20 protein-coding genes and 1 riboswitch are annotated in these 20,143 nt (G+C 65.8%); of the genes, 13 read left to right on the top strand and 7 right to left on the bottom strand.

The genetic code is table 11. The features are described from left to right. Positions 1 to 130 precede the first annotated feature (130 nt). Complete coding sequence (locus ING15_RS12365; protein ID WP_206455133.1) at positions 131 to 1,051, top strand: hypothetical protein; 921 nt, start codon at positions 131 to 133, stop codon at positions 1,049 to 1,051. A 93-nt stretch (positions 1,052 to 1,144) separates the two neighbouring features. Here the strand turns inward: ING15_RS12365 and ING15_RS12360 are convergent, their stop codons facing one another. The 6 genes from ING15_RS12360 to ING15_RS12335 all read right to left on the bottom strand — a co-directional run bounded on the left by ING15_RS12360 (position 1,145) and on the right by ING15_RS12335 (position 7,427). After that, positions 1,145 to 2,218: a tartrate dehydrogenase gene (locus ING15_RS12360; protein WP_206455132.1), complete on the bottom strand. Its 1,074-nt coding sequence runs from the start codon at positions 2,216 to 2,218 to the stop codon at positions 1,145 to 1,147. A 55-nt stretch (positions 2,219 to 2,273) separates the two neighbouring features. Continuing rightward, complete coding sequence (locus ING15_RS12355) at positions 2,274 to 3,464, bottom strand: acetyl-CoA C-acyltransferase (protein ID WP_206455248.1); 1,191 nt, start codon at positions 3,462 to 3,464, stop codon at positions 2,274 to 2,276. Between the two features lie 5 nt (positions 3,465 to 3,469). Further along, on the bottom strand, positions 3,470 to 4,075 hold the full coding sequence (locus ING15_RS12350) for a glutathione S-transferase family protein (RefSeq protein ID WP_206455131.1): 606 nt from the start codon (positions 4,073 to 4,075) through the stop codon (positions 3,470 to 3,472). A gap of 9 nt (positions 4,076 to 4,084) precedes the next feature. Next, positions 4,085 to 4,834, bottom strand: a complete 750-nt coding sequence (locus tag ING15_RS12345) for a glucose 1-dehydrogenase (protein WP_206455130.1) — start codon at positions 4,832 to 4,834, stop codon at positions 4,085 to 4,087. Between the two features lie 34 nt (positions 4,835 to 4,868). Next, positions 4,869 to 6,344, bottom strand: coding sequence for an aldehyde dehydrogenase family protein (locus ING15_RS12340; protein WP_206455129.1), 1,476 nt, complete (start codon positions 6,342 to 6,344; stop codon positions 4,869 to 4,871). 198 nt (positions 6,345 to 6,542) lie between these two features. Continuing rightward, positions 6,543 to 7,427: an SMP-30/gluconolactonase/LRE family protein gene (locus tag ING15_RS12335; protein ID WP_206455128.1), complete on the bottom strand. Its 885-nt coding sequence runs from the start codon at positions 7,425 to 7,427 to the stop codon at positions 6,543 to 6,545. A 227-nt stretch (positions 7,428 to 7,654) separates the two neighbouring features. On the opposite strand from ING15_RS12335, the gene ING15_RS12330 reads away from it, so the two are divergent. The 11 genes from ING15_RS12330 (at position 7,655) to thiD (ending at position 18,932) form a co-directional block, all read left to right on the top strand. Then, positions 7,655 to 8,569, top strand: coding sequence for a D-alanyl-D-alanine carboxypeptidase family protein (locus tag ING15_RS12330; RefSeq protein WP_206455127.1), 915 nt, complete (start codon positions 7,655 to 7,657; stop codon positions 8,567 to 8,569). A gap of 336 nt (positions 8,570 to 8,905) precedes the next feature. Next, positions 8,906 to 9,970, top strand: a complete 1,065-nt coding sequence (locus ING15_RS12325; RefSeq protein WP_206455126.1) for an ABC transporter ATP-binding protein — start codon at positions 8,906 to 8,908, stop codon at positions 9,968 to 9,970. 85 nt (positions 9,971 to 10,055) lie between these two features. Next, positions 10,056 to 11,372: an ABC transporter substrate-binding protein gene (locus tag ING15_RS12320; RefSeq protein WP_206455125.1), complete on the top strand. Its 1,317-nt coding sequence runs from the start codon at positions 10,056 to 10,058 to the stop codon at positions 11,370 to 11,372. A 124-nt stretch (positions 11,373 to 11,496) separates the two neighbouring features. Beyond that, positions 11,497 to 12,429 carry a carbohydrate ABC transporter permease gene (locus ING15_RS12315; RefSeq protein WP_206455124.1) on the top strand — a complete coding sequence of 311 codons (933 nt, stop codon included), beginning with the start codon at positions 11,497 to 11,499 and terminating at the stop codon, positions 12,427 to 12,429. 10 nt (positions 12,430 to 12,439) lie between these two features. Then, positions 12,440 to 13,342 (top strand): carbohydrate ABC transporter permease, encoded by a 903-nt coding sequence (locus tag ING15_RS12310; protein WP_206455123.1) that lies wholly within the window; start codon positions 12,440 to 12,442, stop codon positions 13,340 to 13,342. A 101-nt stretch (positions 13,343 to 13,443) separates the two neighbouring features. After that, a riboswitch (TPP riboswitch) is annotated at positions 13,444 to 13,561 on the top strand. 151 nt (positions 13,562 to 13,712) lie between these two features. Beyond that, on the top strand, positions 13,713 to 15,527 hold the full coding sequence (thiC, locus tag ING15_RS12305) for a phosphomethylpyrimidine synthase ThiC (RefSeq protein ID WP_206455122.1): 1,815 nt from the start codon (positions 13,713 to 13,715) through the stop codon (positions 15,525 to 15,527). A gap of 4 nt (positions 15,528 to 15,531) precedes the next feature. Then, positions 15,532 to 16,509: a glycine oxidase ThiO gene (gene thiO, locus ING15_RS12300; RefSeq protein WP_206455121.1), complete on the top strand. Its 978-nt coding sequence runs from the start codon at positions 15,532 to 15,534 to the stop codon at positions 16,507 to 16,509. Then, positions 16,506 to 16,703, top strand: coding sequence for a sulfur carrier protein ThiS (gene thiS / locus ING15_RS12295; RefSeq protein ID WP_206455120.1), 198 nt, complete (start codon positions 16,506 to 16,508; stop codon positions 16,701 to 16,703). The genes thiO and thiS overlap by 4 nt, the downstream gene beginning before the upstream one ends. A gap of 11 nt (positions 16,704 to 16,714) precedes the next feature. Beyond that, positions 16,715 to 17,485: a thiazole synthase gene (locus ING15_RS12290; RefSeq protein WP_206455119.1), complete on the top strand. Its 771-nt coding sequence runs from the start codon at positions 16,715 to 16,717 to the stop codon at positions 17,483 to 17,485. A 26-nt stretch (positions 17,486 to 17,511) separates the two neighbouring features. Next, positions 17,512 to 18,156, top strand: coding sequence for a thiamine phosphate synthase (locus ING15_RS12285; RefSeq protein ID WP_206455247.1), 645 nt, complete (start codon positions 17,512 to 17,514; stop codon positions 18,154 to 18,156). Next, a complete protein-coding gene (gene thiD, locus ING15_RS12280; RefSeq protein ID WP_232845732.1) occupies positions 18,153 to 18,932 on the top strand; it encodes a bifunctional hydroxymethylpyrimidine kinase/phosphomethylpyrimidine kinase in 780 nt (259 codons plus the stop codon). Before ING15_RS12285 ends, thiD begins: the two co-directional genes overlap by 4 nt. Positions 18,933 to 19,018: 86 nt before the next feature. On the opposite strand, the gene ING15_RS12275 is transcribed toward thiD, so the two are convergent. Continuing rightward, on the bottom strand, positions 19,019 to 19,258 hold the full coding sequence (locus ING15_RS12275) for a hypothetical protein (protein WP_206455117.1): 240 nt from the start codon (positions 19,256 to 19,258) through the stop codon (positions 19,019 to 19,021). Between the two features lie 38 nt (positions 19,259 to 19,296). Between ING15_RS12275 and ING15_RS12270 the strand changes: the two genes are divergently transcribed. Next, positions 19,297 to 20,143 (top strand): CHASE3 domain-containing protein (locus ING15_RS12270; RefSeq protein WP_206455116.1); only part of this gene is annotated, 847 nt, incomplete at its 3' end.

Genomic DNA, 20,143 nt, shown 5'->3' with positions numbered 1-20,143 from the left:
CTGGGCACTGTGACACGTTTCGTAACAACTCTCCGTGTCCAGGCCATGTTTCGCAACATTCCGCCGCATCGCTGCAACAACCGGCGTCTAGGTAGAGGGTCCAGACGTCATCCAATCAGAGGACATCGACATGACCCAGATCCACAATCGCCCCACGACCCGCTCCAAAGGGTTCGTCGCCATCGCCGCCGCGGCGCTGATGGCCAGCACCGCTGCGGGCACCGCCTTCGCCCAGCAGGCCTCCCCCGCGCAACCATCTGCCGCGACCGCTTCGGACTCGCGCGACGGTTCGATGATGCGCCGCAGCGGTGGTCCGCGCATGTCGGAGCAGCGTGGACAGCGCGGCGGCAAGGAATTCAACGGCCGCGGTATGGGCGGCATGCCTGGTATGGGCCGCATGGGCGGCGGCGGGCGTCACGCCGGCATGATGGCGCGCATGTTCACGCCGGCCCATGTCGCCGACGCGCTGTCGACGATCGAGACCGGTATCGGCGTTCGGCCGGACCAGATGGAGGCATGGCGCACATTCACCGCCGCCGTGGTCGCTTTCGCCGATGCCTCGCAGCCGCCGCGCATGGGAATGGGACAAGGGCGCGGCATGATGATGCCGAATGCCGGCACCGACACCTCCGATGACGACACCGCTATGGCGGGCGAGGCGACGGATTCGGACAACGAGACCGATACCGCCGCAGCCTCGGACGAGGCGATGCAGGACGATAACGACGACAGTGCCAGCAATGCGGGCCAGGCCAGCTCGCAGTTCCGCGGCTTCCGGATGCTCGACCGCATGGCGGACCGGGCGATTGCCCAGGCCGGGAAGGCCGAGGCGCTGAAGAGTGCGCTCGCCGAAGTCGAAGGCGTGCTGACGCCCGAGCAGATCAGCAATGCGCAGAGCATCGTCCGCTCGATGATGCGGGACGCTCATGGCAAACGCGGCATGCAGATGCGTGGCCATGGCGGCGGGCGCGGTGATATGGGCGGCCATCGCGGGCGCGGTGGTGATTCCTCGGGTGGCTTCCATGGTCGCGGCGGCAGCGACCGGCGCTAACGAAACCGCACCTTCTTGGGCGCTTTCGCGCCACTGAAAACAACGGTCGGCCTCGCGACGAGGCCGGCCGTTTTTGGTAAGACTCCCGCGGGGTCAGCCCAGCGCGTCGGCAATCGCCTTGCCGCAACCTTCCGTGCCAAGCGGGCCGCCGAGATCGCCGGTCCTGAGCTTTTCCTCAGCCAGCACCGTCTCGATGGCGCCGACGATCGCCGCGCCCGCCTCGGTGTGGCCGAGATGGTCGAGCATCATCGCGCCGGCCCAGATCTGGCCGACCGGATTGGCGATGCCCTTGCCGAAGATGTCGGGCGCCGAGCCATGCACCGGCTCGAAGAGCGAGGGAAAGTTCCGCTCCGGATTGATGTTGCCCGACGGCGCGATGCCGATCGTGCCCGTGCAGGCCGGCCCAAGGTCGGACAAGATGTCACCGAACAGATTGGAGGCGACGACCACGTCGAAGCGGTCCGGGTTGAGCACGAAATGCGCCGTCAGGATGTCGATGTGGTACTTGTCCCAGCGAACATCCGGATAGGATTTCGCCATCTCCTCCACCCGCTCGTCCCAATAGGGCATGGTGATCGAGATGCCGTTCGACTTGGTCGCCGAAGTCAGGTGCTTCTTGTCGCGGCGCTGGGCAAGCTCGAAGGCGTAGCGAAGAATCCGGTCGACGCCGACGCGGCTCATCACCGTCTGCTGGGAGACGAATTCGCGGTCGGTGCCCTCGAACATGCGGCCGCCGACCGAGGAATATTCGCCCTCGGTGTTCTCTCGCACGACGAAGAAGTCGATGTCGCCCGGCTCGCGACCGGCGAGCGGGCTCTTGACGCCGGGCATCAGCTTGACCGGACGAAGATTCACATATTGATCGAACTCGCGACGGAACTTGATGAGCGAGCCCCAGAGCGAGACGTGGTCGGGGACGGTGTCCGGCCAGCCGACGGCACCGAAGAAGATCGCATCGTGACCGCCGATCTGGGCCTTCCAATCCTCGGGCATCATCTCGCCGTGCTTGGCGTAGTAGTCGCAGGAGGCGAAGTCGAAGGTGTCGAACCGCAGGTCGAGGTCGAATTTCGACGCCGCCGCCTCCAGCACGCGCAGCCCCTCGGGGATGGTTTCCTTGCCGATGCCGTCCCCGGCGATGACGGCGATCTTCAGACTGTTGGATGACATGGGGCCTCTTTGCTTCAGGTGTCAATCGGGGTGGTTCGGGTTGCGGCTGCGGGGCTTATTGCAGCATTTCGACCGCGACGGCCGTCGCCTCGCCGCCGCCGATGCAGATCGCGGCGACGCCGCGCCGCGCATCTCGCGCACGGAGGGCGGCGAGGAGGGTGACGATGATGCGCGCTCCGGAGGCGCCGATCGGATGACCGAGCGCGCAGGCGCCGCCATGGACGTTCATGATGTCGAGCGGAATGCCGAACTCGCGCATGGCGATCATCGGCACGACGGCGAAGGCTTCGTTGACCTCGAAGAGGTCGACATCGGCGAGTTGCCAATCGGCGACCTCGAGGACGCGGCGGATCGCTTCGACGGGCGCGGAGGTGAACTTCGCCGGTTCGCCGGCGAACTGACTGGTCGCGACGATCCGCGCGACCGGCGTCAGACCGCGCTTTTCGGCAAAGCGTTCGCGGCCGAGCACGAGGGCCGCGGCGCCGTCGGAGATCGACGAGGAATTGGCGGCGGTGACCGTGCCGCCGGGACGGAACGCCGGCTTCAAAGTCGGGATCTTGGCGGCGTCGGCCTTACCCGGCTGTTCGTCCCGGGTGACGGTCACGGTCCCCTTGCGGGTGGCTACGTCGACCGGGACGATTTCGGCGCCGAGCACGTCACTTCCTTGAGCATCAAGGGCGCGAGTCAACGAGGCGACGGCGTAGTCATCCTGTTCCTTGCGGGTAAACTGGTAGGCTTCGGCCGCGGCCTCGGCGAAGGTGCCCATCAGCCGGCCCTTTTCGTAGGCGTCCTCCAGGCCGTCGAGGAACATGTGGTCGATCACCTGGCCGTGGCCGAGCCGCAGGCCGGCGCGGGCCTTGGGCAGCAGATACGGCGCATTCGACATCGACTCCATGCCGCCGGCGACGCGCAGGCCCTCTGGCCGCGCGTGCAGGCTGTCATGGGCCATCATCACCGCCATCATGCCGGACCCGCACATCTTGTTGACGGTGGCACAGGGGACGGACTTCGGCAGGCCGCCGCCGATCGACGCCTGACGCGCCGGCGCCTGACCGAGCCCGGCCGGCAGCACGCAACCCATCGTCACCTCGGCAACATCGTCCACCGCCGCGCCGCTGCGCTCGATCGCGGCGGCGATCGCCCTGGCGCCGAGTTCGGTCGCCGCGAGATCGGCCAACTCACCCTGGAACCCCCCGAGCGGCGTGCGGGCGCCGCCGAGAATGACGATCGGGTCCTGCATGGCAATGCTCCTTAAAGCGGTGGCCGGGTCGCGGCCAGCGCCGGCCGATCAGCGGGTTGCTCGCGCAGCGCGGACAATCGCGGCGTCGCCGGAATCCACTCGGCGCCGGGAAAGCGCAGCTCGATATAGTCCAGCGCAGTCACGGCGGCGATGGTGCCGAGATCCAGACGCTCGCCCGGTGCGTCGAGGACCATCGCATCGAGGCGCGTCAGACCGTCGGCGACGGACCGCCTGCGCCTGGCGGCGATCGGATTGGCGTCGAAGGTGCGGTCGGCGAAATCGCCGGAAACGATGCGGCGCCCAATCAGAATCTGCACGGCGGCGTCGCAGACCCCGATGCCGGTGCCGGCGATCGCAAGGCTCTTCGGATCACTGGCCGAGAGGGCGCCCTTGCCCTGTCGCTCGGCAAATGTCGCGATGAGCAGGCACTCGGTGATCGTCGTGCCATCGTCGAGAACGAGGCAGGGAACCCGCCCGGCGCTGTTGGCGGCCAGCAGATCGGCCTCGTCCGCCCAGGGGTCGACGGTCTGGATTTGGAGATTCGCGACGCCCGCCTCGATCAGCGCCGCATGGGCGATGCGGGCGAAAGGCGAGGTGGCGTTCTTCAGAAGCTTCATCGCAATTCCTCAGATGCAGCGGCCGCCATCGACCTCGAGGACGGCGCCGGTGATCATCGCGGCTTCGTCGGAGGAAAGGAAGACCGTGGCGTTGGCGATGTCGTCGGGCCGGCTCATCCGGCCGAGCGGGATGGTGGCGATGAATTTGGCGCGGTTCTCCGGCGTGTCCGGAATGCCCATGAATTCCGACAGCAGACCCGTTTCGCCGATCACCGGGGCGATGCCGCAGACCCGGATCTTCATCGGCGCCAGCTCGACGGCGAGGGACTTGGTCAGCGTGTTCACCGCGCCCTTGGACGAGTTGTACCAGGTCAGGCCCGGACGCGGACGCAAGCCGGCGGTCGAGCCGATATTGACGATAACGCCGCCGCCCGCGTCGCGCATGGCCGGGACACAGACGCGGGTCATGTGGAAGATCGATTTCACATTGACCGCGTAGACCTTGTCGAACTCGTCCTCGGTGACCTCGAGGATCGGCTTGTTGCGATGGGTCCAGCCGGCATTGTTCACGACGATGTCGATACCGCCCAGCGCGTCGCTCGCCGATTTCCAGGCAGCCTCGACAGCCTTGCCGTCGGTGAGGTCGCAGGCAATCGCGACATGCCCCTCGCCGAGTTCGCTGGCCACGCGCCTGGCGCCTGCCTCGTTGATGTCGAGCACGGCGACTTCCGCGCCCTCCTTGGCGAAGGCCCTGGCGATGCCTTCGCCGAAACCGGAGCCGCCGCCCGTGACGAGGGCGCGCTTGTTGGCCAGACGCATGAATGATCCTCCCGATCGATCGTCTATCTTTTCGCTATTCGCCGTGATTGAACACGACCGTCTTCAGTTCCGAGAACTCGTAGAGGGCCTCGAAGCCCTTCTCGCGGCCGTGGCCGGACTTCTTGACGCCGCCGAAAGGCAGCTCGATGCCGCCGCCGGCGCCATAGCCGTTGACGTAGACCTGACCGGCGCGGACCTTTTTGGCCATGCGCATCTGCCGGTCGCCGGCATTGGTCCAGATTCCGGCGACGAGGCCATAGTCGGTGCCGTTGGCGATGCGGACAGCGTCAGCCTCGTCCTCGAAGGTCGTCACGGCCAGCACCGGGCCGAACACCTCCTCGCGGGCCAGGCGATGCTCGGGCGGAACCAGGCCAAGAACCCGCGGTGCGACGTAGAAGCCGCCGGCCGGCGCGTTGGGCGAGATCCGGCCGGTCGCCAGCGTCTTGACGCCGGTTTCCGCCGCGTGATCGAGGAAGGACTGGACGCGCGCCTTCTGCCTGGCGCTGACCAGGGCGCCGAGATCGGCGTCCTCGTCATGGGGCGCGGCGACGAGGCTCTCGAATTTCGCCGTCACCCGTTCGAGCACCTTGTCGAGGATCGGTCTGTGGACGAGCAGGCGGCTGCCGGCCGAGCAGGTCTGGCCGCCATTCTGGACGATCGCGCCGGCGATGAACGGCAAGGCCTTGTCGAGATCGGCGTCGTCGAAGAGGATTTGCGGCGACTTGCCGCCAAGCTCCATGGTGCAGCCGACATTGTTGATGGCGCAGGCCTGCTGGATCAGCGTGCCGACCTGGGGCGAGCCGGTGAACGACATGAAGTCGATGCCGGGATGGGCCGACAGCGCCGCGCCGGCTTTTTCACCATAGCCGGTGACGAGGTTGATCGCGCCCTCCGGCAGCCCGGCGTCGAGCGCCAGCTGGGTCAGGCGGATCGGCGTCAGGCAGGCTTCCTCGGCCGGCTTGATGACCGTGGCGTTGCCCATTGCCAGCGAGGCGCCGAGGGTGCGGCCGTACATTTGCGCGGGATAGTTCCAGGCGATGATATGGCCGGTGACACCCTTGGCCTCGCGCAGGGTCATGACCGTGTAGCCGTTCATGAATGGCAGCGTTTCGCCATGCACCTTGTCGGCGGCGCCGGCGTAGAACTCGAAATAGCGGGCGCAGGCGGTGATGTCGGCCCGCGCCTGCTTCATCGGCTTGCCGCAGTCGAGCGCCTCCAGCTGCGCCAGTTCCTCGGCGTTGGCGGCGATCAGTTCGGAGAATTTCATCAGCAGCCGGCCGCGCTCGACCGCCGAGAGCCGGCCCCAGGCGCCGTGATCGAAAGCCTCGCGGGCTGCTTTGACCGCGCGATCGACCTCGGCTTCGCCGCCGGCGGCGATGGTCGCCACGACTCCGCCGGTCGACGGGGCGATGACATCGATGGTCTCGCCCGAATCCGCGGTGGCCCATTGTCCGGCGATCTGGATGGTCGAACCGCTCGCCGCGTTATCGAACTTGAACTGCTGGTTCACCGCTTCCTCCCTGTTTTCCGTGCCGACGCGCTAAGACACCGTCGCGTCGGCGCCTCCGCACCGATTGCCAAGGTCCTCTTACGGCTTCGCCGCGCGCGAGGAAAGCCGCCAGCCGAGGACGACGCGCGGCCTCCGACCCTACCCGATCAAACGTCGGTCTTCTCCCCTAACGAAGAGCAGCGTCGACCCATCGCTTCGTCATAGCAGGACTTTCGGTTCGGGGCGGCCCCGCATCGGACGATCCACCAGGAACGTCTTACCGGCATGGAGATCGTTCTTTCTAGCCTTGTCGGACAGACCGGACCAGGCCGAGGTGACGATCATCCGGTCGAGTTTCGGGCCGACGAAACAGGGGCAGGTGACCTGCCGGGTATCGAGGGCAATCGTGCGGATGCGCGTCCCGTCCGGTGAATAGGCGTCGACCGTGCCGTTGCCCCAGCGGGCGTTCCAGACGACGCCGTCGGCGTCGCAGATCGCGCCATCGAGGCCGCCCTTGCCGCCGCGCTGGTCGAAGAACAGGGTCGGCTCGGCAAAGGGCAGACCGGTTTGTGGGTCGACCGCGACGCGCATCAGACGGTTGATGGCGGTGTCGGTGAAATAGGCGAGGCGGCCATCGGGCGAAAAGCAGATCGCGTTGGGGATACTGACGTTGGAATAGAGCGTCCGCAATTCACCGCCGCGATACCAGTAGATCGCGCCCGCGCCCTTCTCATGCGCCTTGCCCATGGTGCCGATCCATAGCGCGCCGGACGGATGGACGCGGCCGTCATTGGAGCGCGTCGCAGCGTTGTCCGCCTCCAGTGGCCGGTGCAGCGACAGTTTGCCGGTCGCCGTCTCGCGAAGATAAAGGCCGTCCTCCGCCGCGATTAGCTGGCGATCGCCGTCGACCACTGCCAGGGCGCTCGCCATGAAAGGCAGGGGATGGACGGTCGCCTCCGCCACGTCGCCGTGCTTTTCGAGCAGCGATCGGCCCTCGATGTCGAACCACCAGGCCGTGTCGGCCGCCGGATCGTAGGTCGGACCCTCGCCCAGCTGGCAGGCGATGCTGGAATAGAGGCTGACGGAAATATCGGTGTCGGTCATCGGCGGTCCTGGCTTTTCGAGAAACCAAGAGAATGGCCGGTTCGCCCGGCCCTGTCGATCCGGCGCAACGGACCCGAAGTGGGACAAGACAGGTCCCGGCGCTCGTCGCTCCGATGTGCCCGCCGCAACACATTGGTTGTTAAACAAGATTGAAGATCGTCGGGCTAGTTTGACAACTCCAGCCGCGGCCATCTAGCTCGCGGAAATTCAATTGTGAGCCCGCCACTGTGACGTCCCGCCTTTTCGCCCGGCCCGGTCTTGTCGCGCCCTTCAAGGCGGCGATCGCCGCGCTCCTCGCGTTGTCCCTCGTCGCCTGCCGGTCGACGGAGCTGACCACCGCCGGCTTGTTGCCGTTCGCAGCACCCCAGTCTGTCGGGGCGGTCACCGGCGAAGCGGAAATCCGCGGCCAGTCCACGCTGGTCCTCGACTATGCCAGCGGTCGCACGCTCTACGAGGAGGCGGCCGACGGCCTGCGTTATCCGGCTTCGCTGACCAAGATGATGACGCTCTACCTCTTGTTCGAAGCGATCGGCGAGGGGCGACTCTCGCTCGACAGCGAGCTTCGCGTCAGCGAGAACGCGGCGTCGAAGCCGCCCGCCAAGATCGGCTTGGAGCCGGGGACGACGATCCGCGTTCGTGATGCGGCCCAAGCGATCGCGGTGAAGTCCGCCAACGACGTGGCGACGGCCATCGCCGAAAATCTTGGCGGCTCGGAAGCCGGCTTCGCGGCGGCCATGACAGCCAAGGCGCGGTCGCTCGGCATGAGCCGGACCCAGTTCGCCAACGCCTCCGGCTTGCCCGACCCGCGCCAGATCTCGACCGCGCGGGACATGTCAACGCTCGGGCGGGCGCTGCTCTCGCGCTTTCCGCAATATGCCTCGCTCTTCAGCGTCACCGAATTCGAATATGGCGGCAAGCGCTTCAAGGCGACGAACAAGCTCGTCGGCAAGGTGCCCGGCGTCGACGGCCTGAAGACCGGCTACATCCGCGACGCCGGCTTCCACCTCGTTGCGACGGCCAAGCGCGGCGGGCGGCGGATCATCGTCGTCGTCATGGGCGGCGAGAAGGGCCGAGACCGAGACGCCAAGGTGACCGCGCTGATCGACCAGTATCTCGGCGCCGCGAGATTCGCCGAGCGCTGAGTCCGGGAGCGGCTCGCCTGACATTTTCCGGCGATCCGGCCAATTCGATCCAGAGACGGCTCCCCCGTTTCGGCCCCGGAGCCGCTTACCGCACCGCCGCGGCGAGGGGGGGCACAGCCCACCCGGCATCACGGGGATGCCTGTTGACGAAATGCCCCGCTGGGCGGACAGTGGATTCATCGATCGGGTGGGTCGAGTCGTAGAATTCGCTTGCAAAAGCGGGGCAAACGTGGCGTTTCAGGATTAAGGTATACGAAATCCCACGGCGCCGATTGCGTTGTGTGGCCGAAGCGGACAGTATGCCGGCAACGAAAAGAATCCATTGTGGGGAAGCGAATGGCATCGGTGACGTTCCGGGACGTGCGCAAGGCGTTCGGTCCGGTGGAAGTGCTGCATGGCGTCTCGATCGATATCGAAGAGGGGCAGTTCGTCGTGCTGGTGGGGCCGTCGGGCTGTGGCAAGTCCACGCTGCTGCGCATGCTCGCGGGGCTGGAGAACATCACCGCGGGCGAGATCCTGATCGGCGATCGCGTGGTGAATGCGTTGCCGCCGAAGGACCGCGATATTGCCATGGTTTTTCAGAACTATGCGCTCTACCCGCACATCTCCGTGGCGGAGAACATGGCGTTTTCGCTGATGCTCAAGCGTGCCTCGAAGAGCGAGATCGAAGCGCGGGTCAAGCCGGCCGCGGAAATCCTCGGCCTGACCCATCTGCTCGACCGCTATCCGCGCCAGCTCTCCGGCGGCCAGCGCCAGCGCGTCGCCATGGGCCGGGCGATCGTGCGCGAGCCGCAGGTCTTCCTGTTTGATGAGCCGTTGTCCAATCTCGATGCCAAGCTGCGCGTTTCCATGCGGACCGAGATGAAGAATCTCCACCAGCGCCTGAAGACCACCACCGTCTATGTCACCCACGACCAGATCGAGGCGATGACCATGGCCGACAAGATCGTCGTCATGCACGATGGAATCGTCGAGCAGGTCGGCACGCCACTGGAGCTTTACGATCATCCCGACAATCTTTTCGTTGCCGGTTTCATCGGCTCGCCCGCCATGAACATGGTGACGGGCGCGACCGATCCCGACGACCGGACGTGGTTCGTCACCGGGGACGGACACCGGCTGCCGATCGCGCGGCCAGGCAAGGCGGAGCCGGGACGCGAGACGATCTACGGCGTGCGGCCGGAGGGTATGACCCTTGGAGGCGATGTGCCGCTCAAGGTCGAGGTCGTCGAGCCGACAGGCTCAGAGACCCACGTGGTCGCCAAACTCGGGGAAACGGAGATGATCTGCGTCTTTCGCGAGCGCATTTCCCAGGGACCGGGCGAGGAGCTGCGGGTATCGATCGACCCCAGCGCGGTGCATCTGTTCGACGCCAAGTCCGGGGCGCGCGTCTCGGTCTAGGAGCAGGCAGACAAGCCGTCGCGGCAGCGGAAGGCCGCCGACGGAGAGTGCAGGGAGCGCTTCCGCGCAAGAGGAGGATACCAATATGACAATTAATCGCAGAACACTTCTACAGGGCACGGCCGGCATTGTCGCCGGTACCGCGCTCGGTGGCCTCGTCGGCAGTGGCCGGGCATTCGCCCAAGGGGCCATGCCGAGCTTCCAGCCGGAAGAAGGCGCGAGCCTCAGGCTGCTGCGCTGGGTGCCGTTCGTTTCCGGCGAGGAAGAAGCCTGGAACGCCAATACCAAGGCCTTTACCGAGGCGACCGGTGTCGAAGTCCAGATCGACCAGGAAAGCTGGGAAGACGTGCGTCCGAAGGCTGCCGTCGCGGCCAATGTCGGCTCGGGACCCGACATGGTGATGAGCTGGTTCGACGATCCGTTCCAGTATCCGGACAAGCTGGTCGACGTCACTGACGTCGCCACCGCGCTCGGCGAGCAGAGCGGCGGCTGGTACGAAGGCCTCGAAGGTTATGCCAAGCAGGGCGACAAGTTTATCGCCGTGCCGCTGACTGCAATCGGCAACGCCATCTGCTATCGCGACAGCCACATGAAGGCCGCCGGGTTCGAGGAATTTCCGACCGACACCGACGGCTTCTTGGAGCTTTGCAAAGCGATGCAGGCCAAGGGCACGCCTGCCGGCTTCCCGCACGGCAAGGCCGTCGGCGACGGCAACAACTATGCCCACTGGCTGTTGTGGAGCCATGGCGGCATGACCGTCGACGAGAGCGGCAAGCCGGCGATCAACAGTCCCGAGACCAAGGCGGCGATCGAATACGCCAAGGCGCTTTATGCCACCTTCATTCCCGGCACCGAGAGCTGGCTCGACATCAACAACAACCGCGCCTTCCTGGCTGGCCAGATTTCGCTGACGGCGAACGGCGTCTCGCTCTACTACGCCGCCAAGAAGGACCCGGCGATGGCCGAGATCGCCGAGGATATGCGCACGACCAACCTGCCGATCGGCCCGGTCGGAAAGTCGGTGGAACTGCACCAGACCTCGACCATCAACGTCTTCAAGCACACCAAATACCCTGAGGCGGCCAAGGCCTACATCGCCTTCATGTATCAGCCCGATCAGATGAACGCCTGGATCCAGGGCGCTAGTGCCTATTGCTGCCAGCCGCTGAAGGCCTTCGCCGACAATCCAGTCTGGACCTCGGACCCGATCCACGAGCCGTATTCCAAGGCGTCGGCGAGCTTGCGTCCCAACGGCTTCGCCGGGCCGCTCGGACCCTCGTCGGCCGGCGTGATGGCCGACTATGTGGTCGTCGACATGTTCGCCGAGGCGGTGACAGGTCAGCGCACGGCCGAGGAAGCGATCGCGAACGCCGAGCGGCGTATCGCCCGCTACTACCGCTAACGAGACAGGGGGCGCCGGCGATCGTCGGCGTCCCCCGCTCTTTTTCGAACGTCAGGAACGCCGTTGCGCGGCGCGATATGTCCGGCCTTGACCGGCCGGGTAAAAGCAGAGGAACGAGCAAGCGATGTCGAGCGTCCAGGCGGTAGAACGCCCATCCATCCTGCGTCGCTTCGTGCAGAGCCGGAACGGTCTCGGCCTCCTGTTCATGCTGCCGGCGGGCATATTCCTGCTGTTCTTTCTCACCTACCCGCTGGGCCTCGGCGTCTGGCTGGGCTTTACCGACACGACCATCGGGCGCACCGGTGTCTTCGTCGGGCTGGAGAACTACGCCTGGCTGTTCGACGACCCGGTGTTCTGGCTGTCGGTCTACAATACCGTCCTCTACACCTTCGTCGCGTCGGTGCTGAAATTCATCCTCGGCCTGTGGCTGGCCCTGATCCTCAACGAGCATCTGCCGTTCAAGAATTTCTTCCGGGCGATCATCCTGTTGCCCTGGGTGGTGCCGACCGTCTTGTCGGCGCTGGCCTTCTGGTGGATCTACGATTCCCAGTTCTCGATCATTTCCTGGGTGCTCATGCAGTGGGGCTGGATCGACGCGCCGATCAACTTCCTCGGCGATCCGAACAAGGCCCGTGCCTCGGTGATCGCGGCCAATGTCTGGCGCGGCATCCCATTCGTGGCGATCTCGCTGCTCGCCGGCCTGCAGACGATCCCGCAGTCGCTGAACGAGGCGGCGGCGCTCGACGGCGCGACGTCGTGGCAGCGCTTCACCAAGATCACGCTGCCGCTGCTGACGCCAATCATCGCCGTGGTGATGACCTTCTCGGTGCTGTTCACCTTCACCGATTTCCAGCTGATCTACGTTTTGACGCGTGGCGGCCCGGTCAACGCGACGCACTTGATGGCGACGCTCTCGTTCCAGCGCGCCATCCCCGGCGGCCAGCTCGGCGAGGGCGCGGCGATCGCCGTCGCCATGATTCCTTTCCTGCTCGCCGCGATCCTGTTCTCGTTCTTCGGACTGCAGCGACGCAAATGGCAACAGGGCGGGGCCGATTGAGGACATCACGATGAGCCAAGAAACGCTTCCCGGGCGCACCGCCGCCGTGCATGACGATACCGAGGGCATGCAGCAATTCAACTCGCTGCCGCGCCGCATCCTCGTTGTCTATCTGCCGCTGGCCGTGTTCGTCTTCGTGCTGTTGTTCCCGTTCTACTGGATGGCGATCACGGCGGTGAAGCCGAACCACCAGCTGACCAACTACACCGACTACAGCCCGTTCTGGGTGGTCAAGCCGACGCTCGAACATATCCGCTTCCTGCTCTTCGAGACCTCCTATCCGGGCTGGCTGTGGAACACGATGCTTGTCTCCGTCGCCTCGACGGCGATCGCGCTGGCAGCCTCCGTCTTCGCGGCCTATGCGATTGAGCGTGTGCGTTTCACCGGCGCGCGGGTCACCGGTCTTCTGATTTTCCTCGCCTATCTCGTGCCGCCGTCGATCCTGTTCATTCCGCTGGCCTTCATCGTTTTCAACGTTGGCATATTCGACTCCCGGCTGGCGCTGATCCTGACCTATCCGACCTTCCTCATCCCGTTCTGCACCTGGCTGCTGATGGGCTATTTCCGCACGATCCCCTTCGAGCTGGAAGAGAGCGCCCTGGTGGACGGGGCGACGCGCTGGCAGATTCTGACCAAGGTGGTGCTGCCGCTGGCCGTGCCCGGCCTGATCTCCGCCGGCATCTTCGCCTTCACCCTGTCCTGGAACGAGTTCATCTACGCGCTGACCTTCATCTCCTCGTCGGAAAACAAGACGATCCCGGTCGGCGTGCTGACCGAGCTTGTCAGAGGTGATATCTACGAATGGGGGGCGCTGATGGCCGGGGCGCTGCTCGGCTCGCTCCCCGTGGTCATCCTCTATTCCTTCTTCGTCGACTATTACGTCTCGTCGATGACCGGCGCGGTGAAGGAATAGGCGCTGCCCGGCGCTTCCGCGGGGCTTTCACGACATTTGGCGGTCCGGTCTCCGGGTCGGCGCAGATCGCCGTTGACTTTGGCCGCTGAATTGATAGCGTTCGCTCGTCCAAGGGGAGTTCCGGCAAGGAACTGAGAGGCCGACGGCTCAAGAAGCGCGCGGCGACCCTACGAACCTGATCCAGTTGACACTGGCGTAGGGATGGAGTGAGCCGCTTCCCGATCCGTTTTTCCCTTTGACGACCCGCCGCCTACGCGGCGCGTTCTCTGGTGACGACAATCGGGAAGAGGCATCGGGAAACCCCCGGTGTGAAACGGCCCAATCTTACCCAAACCGCGGAACTGGATCTCCTCGTCGAACAGGAGAGCCTATGAACGCCCTGACACCCACCGTAACCAGCGGCCCGCTGCCTGCATCCCGCAAGATCTGGCGCGCCGGGACACTGCATCCCGAAGTGCGCGTCCCGATGCGCGAAATTTCGGTGCATCCGACCGCCGGCGAGCCGCCGGTCACCGTCTATGATTCCTCCGGCCCCTATACGGACGACACGGCAACGACGGATATTGCCGCCGGCCTTCCCCGCAAGCGGCGGGACTGGACGCTCGCCGCGGGAGACGTCGAGGACTATGCCGGCAGGGTGGTCCGGCCGGAAGACAACGGCGTCACCTCCGACGCCAAGCGCGTTCCCGCCTTTCCCGTCGGCCATGCGCCGCTGCGCGCCCGGGACGGAAAGGCCGTCACCCAGCTCGCCTATGCCCGCGCCGGCATCGTCACCCCGGAAATGGAGTTCGTCGCGATCCGCGAGAATCTCGGGCGCGAGCAGGCCAAGGCTGAGCTGGAGCGGGACGGCCATCCGTTCTCCGCGACGATCCCCGATTTCATCACCCCCGAATGGGTGCGCGACGAGGTCGCCTCGGGGCGGGCGATCATTCCCGCCAACATCAACCATCCCGAACTCGAGCCGATGGCGATCGGGCGCAATTTCCTGGTCAAGATCAACGCAAATATCGGCAATTCGGCCGTGACCTCGTCGATGGCCGAAGAGGTCGAGAAGATGGTCTGGTCGATCCGCTGGGGCGCCGATACGGTCATGGATTTGTCGACCGGTCGCAACATCCACGACATTCGCGAGTGGATCATCCGCAACGCGCCGGTGCCGATCGGCACCGTGCCGCTCTATCAGGCGCTGGAGAAGGTCGGCGGCATCGCCGAGAATCTGACCTGGGAGGTCTATCGCGACACGCTGATCGAGCAGGCCGAGCAGGGCGTCGACTATTTCACCATCCATGCCGGCGTGCGGCTGCGGCACATCCCGCTCACCGTCGAGCGGGTCACGGGCATCGTCTCCCGCGGCGGCTCGATCATGGCCAAATGGTGCCTGCATCACCACAAGGAGAGCTTCCTCTACGACCATTTCGAGGAAATCTGCGACATCTGCCGGATGTACGACGTGTCCTTCTCGCTTGGCGACGGCCTGCGTCCCGGCTCGATCGCCGACGCCAACGACAAGGCGCAGTTCGCCGAACTGGAGACGCTCGGCGAACTCACCCAGATCGCCTGGGGCAAGGACTGCCAGGTGATGATCGAGGGCCCCGGCCATGTGCCGATGCACAAGATCAAGGAAAATGTCGATCTGCAGATGAAGGTCTGCGGCGAGGCGCCGTTCTATACGCTCGGGCCCCTGGTGACCGACATCGCGCCGGGCTACGACCACATCACCAGCGGTATCGGTGCCGCCATGATCGGCTGGTTCGGTACGGCGATGCTTTGCTACGTAACGCCCAAGGAGCATCTGGGCCTGCCCGACCGCGACGACGTCAAGGTCGGGGTGATCACCTACAAGATCGCCGCCCACGCCGCCGATCTCGCCAAGGGCCACCCGGCCTCGCAGCTGCGCGACGACGCGCTGTCGCGGGCCCGATTCGAGTTTCGCTGGGAGGATCAGTTCAACCTCTCGCTGGATCCGGAAACGGCGCGCTCGCTGCACGACGAGACGCTGCCCAAGGAGGCGCACAAGACGGCGCATTTCTGCTCCATGTGCGGCCCGAAATTCTGCTCCATGAAGATCTCCCACGACATCCGTGCCGAGGCCCAGAAAGAGGGCATGGAGGAGATGGCCCGCAAATACCGTGAGGGCGGCGATCTTTATATGCCGGCGAACGCGGCCGGCGAAGCAGCGGAGTAGGCCGATGCAGATCGCGGTTCTCGGCGCCGGCGTCGCGGGGCTGGCCTCCGCCACCGTGCTCGCCGAGCGGGGTGCTTCGGTGACGGTGTTCGAGCGCGGCGCCGTCATCGGCGAGGGCGCGGCGTCGCGTCTCGCCGGCGCCATGCTGGCGCCGTGGTGCGAGCGCGAAAGCGCCGAGGCTGAGGTGGTCCGGCTCGGCGCCGGCGCCGCCGACTGGTGGGCGGCCCGTGTTCCGGATGTGGCGCGGCAGGGCAGCCTGGTCCTGGCGCCGCCGCGCGACCGGGCGGAGCTCGACCGTTTCGCCCGGCGCACCGACCATTTCGACCGTATCGGCGCGGAGGAGATCGCCGAGCTCGAGCCGAGCTTGGCCGGGCGGTTTCGCGCCGGGCTGTTGTTTACCGAAGAGGCGCATCTGTGCCCGCGCTGCGCCTTGAAGGCGCTGGCCCGGCGGCTGGAGGGGATGGGGGTTGCGTTCCATTTCGGAGAGGACGGGCGCGCTGCGTCCGCAGGGTTTGAAATGGTCGTCGACTGCCGCGGTTTTGCCGCCCGCGAGGCCTTGCCGGAGCTGCGCGGCGTGCGCGGCGAGATGGTGCTGCTGCGGACGGCCGAGGTGATGCTGTCGCGGCCGGTCCGTCTCCTGCATCCGCGTCAACCGATTTACGTCGTACCGCGTGTGGACGGCATCTTCATGGTCGGCGCGACGATGATCGAAAGCGAGAACCGGAGCGCGATCACGCTGCGCTCGGCGGTCGAGCTTTTGTCAGCCGCCTACGCCCTGCACCCGGCCTTCGCCGAGGCCGAGCTGCTCGATACCGGCGTCGGCATCCGGCCGGCCTTTCCGGACAATCTGCCACGGGTGACGCGGCAGGGACGGGTGATCTCGGTCAACGGTCTTTACCGCCACGGCTTTCTGCTGGCGCCGGACGTCGCGGGGCGGGCCGCCGATCTCGCCCTTGGCCAGAGCGGGAGGCAAGCCGCATGACGATCCGGCTGAACGGCGAGCCGCGCGAGGTCGCGGCGACGACGCTCGATGCTTTGCTGGTCGAACTCGGGCTGGCAGACGCGGTCGTCGCCACCGCGCGCAACCGCGATTTCGTGGCGAAGGAGGACCGGCCAGCGACGCCGGTCGTCGACGGCGATGCGATCGAGATCGTCGCGCCCATGCAGGGAGGCTAGGAGATTTGTCGATGGACATTTACGGGCGCCACTACGCCTCGCGGCTGATGCTCGGCACCGCGCTCTACCCCTCGCCCGCGATCATGGCCGAGGCGGTGCGGGCATCCGGGGCGGAACTCGTCACCGTGTCGCTCCGCCGCGAGAGCGCCGGAGCAAAGGCGGGCCAAGGCTTCTGGGACCTGATCCGCGCTTTCGGCGTTCAGGTGCTGCCCAACACGGCTGGCTGCCATACGGTGAAGGAAGCGGTGACGACGGCGCAGATGGGCCGCGAGATCTTCGGCACGACGCTGGTCAAGCTGGAGGTCATCGGGGAAGCCGACACGCTGCAGCCGGATCTCTTCGGGCTGGTCGAAGCGGCGCGAATCCTCGTGGCCGAGGGGTTCGAGGTGCTGCCCTATACGACCGAGGACCTCGCCGCCGCCGAGCGCCTTGTCGAAGCCGGCTGCCGTGTTCTCATGCCCTGGGGTTCGCCCATCGGCTCGGCCAGGGGCCTCAACAACCGCTATGGGCTGCGCAGCCTCAGGGCGCATTTTCCGGAGGTGACGCTGATCGTCGATGCCGGTCTCGGTGTGCCCTCGCATGCGGCCGAGGCGTTGGAACTTGGATTCGACGGCGTCCTCCTCAACACCGCTATCGCCAAGGCCGGCGATCCGGTCGCGATGGCGCGCGCCTTCGCGCTGGCGGTCGAGGCCGGGCGGCTCGGCTTTGATGCGGGCGCGCTGGAGCCGCGCGACATGGCCGCGCCGTCGACGCCGGTGTTGGGCAAGGCGCTGCTCGCATGAGTGCGACGATGGACGGGCGCTCGCGGATCGCGCTCGATCCGTTCTATCTGATCGTCGACGATGCCGACTGGATCGAACGGCTGGTGCCGCTCGGCGTCAGACTGGTGCAATTGCGGGCCAAGGATAGGGACGCACGACGGCTGCGCACCGAAATCCGCCGCGCCAGGGACGTGTGCGAGGCGAATTCCTGCCAGCTCGTGATCAACGATCACTGGCGCCTGGCGATCGAAGAGGGCTGCGATGTCGTCCATCTCGGCCAGGAGGATCTGGCCGGCGCTGATCGCGCCGCCATCTGCCGCGCCGGGCTGAAGCTCGGCTTGTCGACCCACGACCAAGCCGAGCTTGCAACCGCGCTTGCCGCCAAGCCCGATTATGTCGCGCTCGGGCCGATCTGGCCGACCATCCTGAAGGCGATGAACTGGGCGCCGCAGACCCCGGCAAAGCTCGCCGCCTGGCGCGCGGCGATCGGCGACATACCACTGGTGGCGATCGGCGGCCTCACTGTCGCGCGGATCGGTGAGGTGTTCGCTAACGGTGCCGACAGCGCCGCCGTCGTCACCGACATCACTCGAAATGCCGACCCGGAGGCGCGGACCCGCGAATGGATCGCGGCGACCCGGCGCTGGCGCACAGCCGCCGAGGCCGAGGCGGCACCCGCGAACAGCGCTTGAGCGCCCGGCCCGTGGTGCTGGCGATCGCCGGCTCGGATTCCTCCGGCGGGGCCGGCATCGCCGCCGACATTCGCGCCGCCCACGATCTCGGCGCCACGCTATGCTTGGCGGTCACGGCGGTGACAGCACAATCCGACCGTGAGGTGACCGCCATCCAACCGGTTCCGCCGGCGGTACTGCGCGAGCAGGTCCGGCTGGCACTCGGCGATGGGGCGGTCGGCGCCGTCAAGATCGGCATGCTCGGCTCGGCCGCCGCCGTCGAAACAGTCGCCGAGGCATTGGCCGCGTATCGCCATTTACCCGTCGTCCTCGACCCGGTCGTGGCCTCGAGCTCCGGCCGCCGGCTTCTCGATGATCCGGCGATGGCGGTCTTCATCGAGCGGATGCTCCCGCTGGCAACCTTGCTGACGCCGAACCTGCCGGAACTGCGTATTCTGGCCGGTGGGATCGCGGGCGCCGAACCTCCCGCGACGATCGCGGAGCAGGCGGAAATCGTCCTTGCCGCCGGTACAAGGGCAGTGCTCGTCAAGGGCGGCCACGGCAATGGCGAGAGCGCCGTCGATCTGCTGTTTGAGCCCGGCGGCGGCGCGCCGAATCGCTTCTCCGCACCACGTCTGCCGGTCGCGATGCGCGGCACCGGCTGCATGCTGTCGACCGCGATTTGCGTCCACTTGGCGCAAGGTGATTCCCTTGCGGCGTCTTGCCGCAGGGGGAAGAATCACATGACCACGTGGTTCGAACGCACATGGGGCGGCGCCGATTCACGCAGAGGCTAAGAAGCAAGTCCGGCTTTTTTGCGGTCCGATACTCTAATCAAAGCAATTGCAAGCGCCGGAACATGACGATCGCTGCACCCAGAGCGTCAATTTTCTTTGTAGGGCAGGTCTGCGTTAAGTTCTACAGGAGTTTGTTTTTGCGGCGAATTCTTGTCCGGAAAGCGACTGCGCTCGCGGGCAAGAACGAATTCGTAAGCATTTTTGTCGATGGTCCGGGATGCCGGCAAGGAACACCGTCGGCGAAATCCCACGGCAATGACTGCCTCCCCCGGAATAAAGTGGATTTTCAAGGGTATGAATGCCCCGGTTTCGTTCGCGAACCGCATGCTCCAGCCGGAATCCAGCATTTTACGAAAGAAATGGAATGCGCGTCGCGAATCTGAAAATCAGCCGGAAGCTTATTGCCGGCTTCCTGATGATCATGCTGGCGGTCGTTGGCCTCAGCGGCGTTGTTCAGTTCAATATTTGGAAGCTTGAGGAGGCGACGCTCGCCCAAGAGGAGAGCGCGAAGACCATGAGAATCGCGGCCCAGCTGGAGCCAGCCTTGCTCGAACAGATCGTCGCGCTGCGCGGCTATCTTCTCCATCAGGCTCCGGCCCGGCTCGAGCAAATCGAAGTCGAGCGGAAGAATTTTCAGAACAGCCTGCAGCAGCTCGAAGCGGTGGTCACCGATCCCGGCCAAAAGCAAAGGCTCGCCGAGATCCGGGAGAAGGGCGAGACATTGATGGCCGGCCAGGACAAGCGCGTTGCTATGGCCAGAAATCCCTTGACGCTTGGTCAGGCCATCGCCGACTTCAGCGAGGGCAAAGGCAAGAATCTGCAGCTCTTTCGTGAAGCAATGGCTGCATTCCACGACGCGGAGGAGCAGCGCCAGGCCGATAGATCCGCCGAGCAGTACAGCGCCAAATCCAGCATGCAGCTTGCGTTGCTGATCGGCGGCATAGCGGCGGCCTCGCTCGCCGTTCTGGTTGGCTGGCTTCTGTGGCGTGCCATTGCAACTCCGATCGACCGGATGACTGCTCTGATGGATCGGCTCGCCAAGGGCGACAAGTCGATCGTGGTCGAGGGACAGGAGCGCAAGGACGAGATCGGTGCGATGGCTGTGGCTGTGGAGAGCTTCAAGCAGGCGGCGATCGAGCGCGAGCGTCTGGAGAGCGAGGCCGAGGCGTCGCGGATCGACCAGGAACAGGCGAAGAACCGCCAGGCGGCGC

Source organism: Aurantimonas marina (genome assembly GCF_017183135.1).
GTDB lineage: Bacteria > Pseudomonadota > Alphaproteobacteria > Rhizobiales > Rhizobiaceae > Aurantimonas > Aurantimonas marina.
This window is presented reverse-complemented; position numbering and strand designations above follow the sequence as displayed.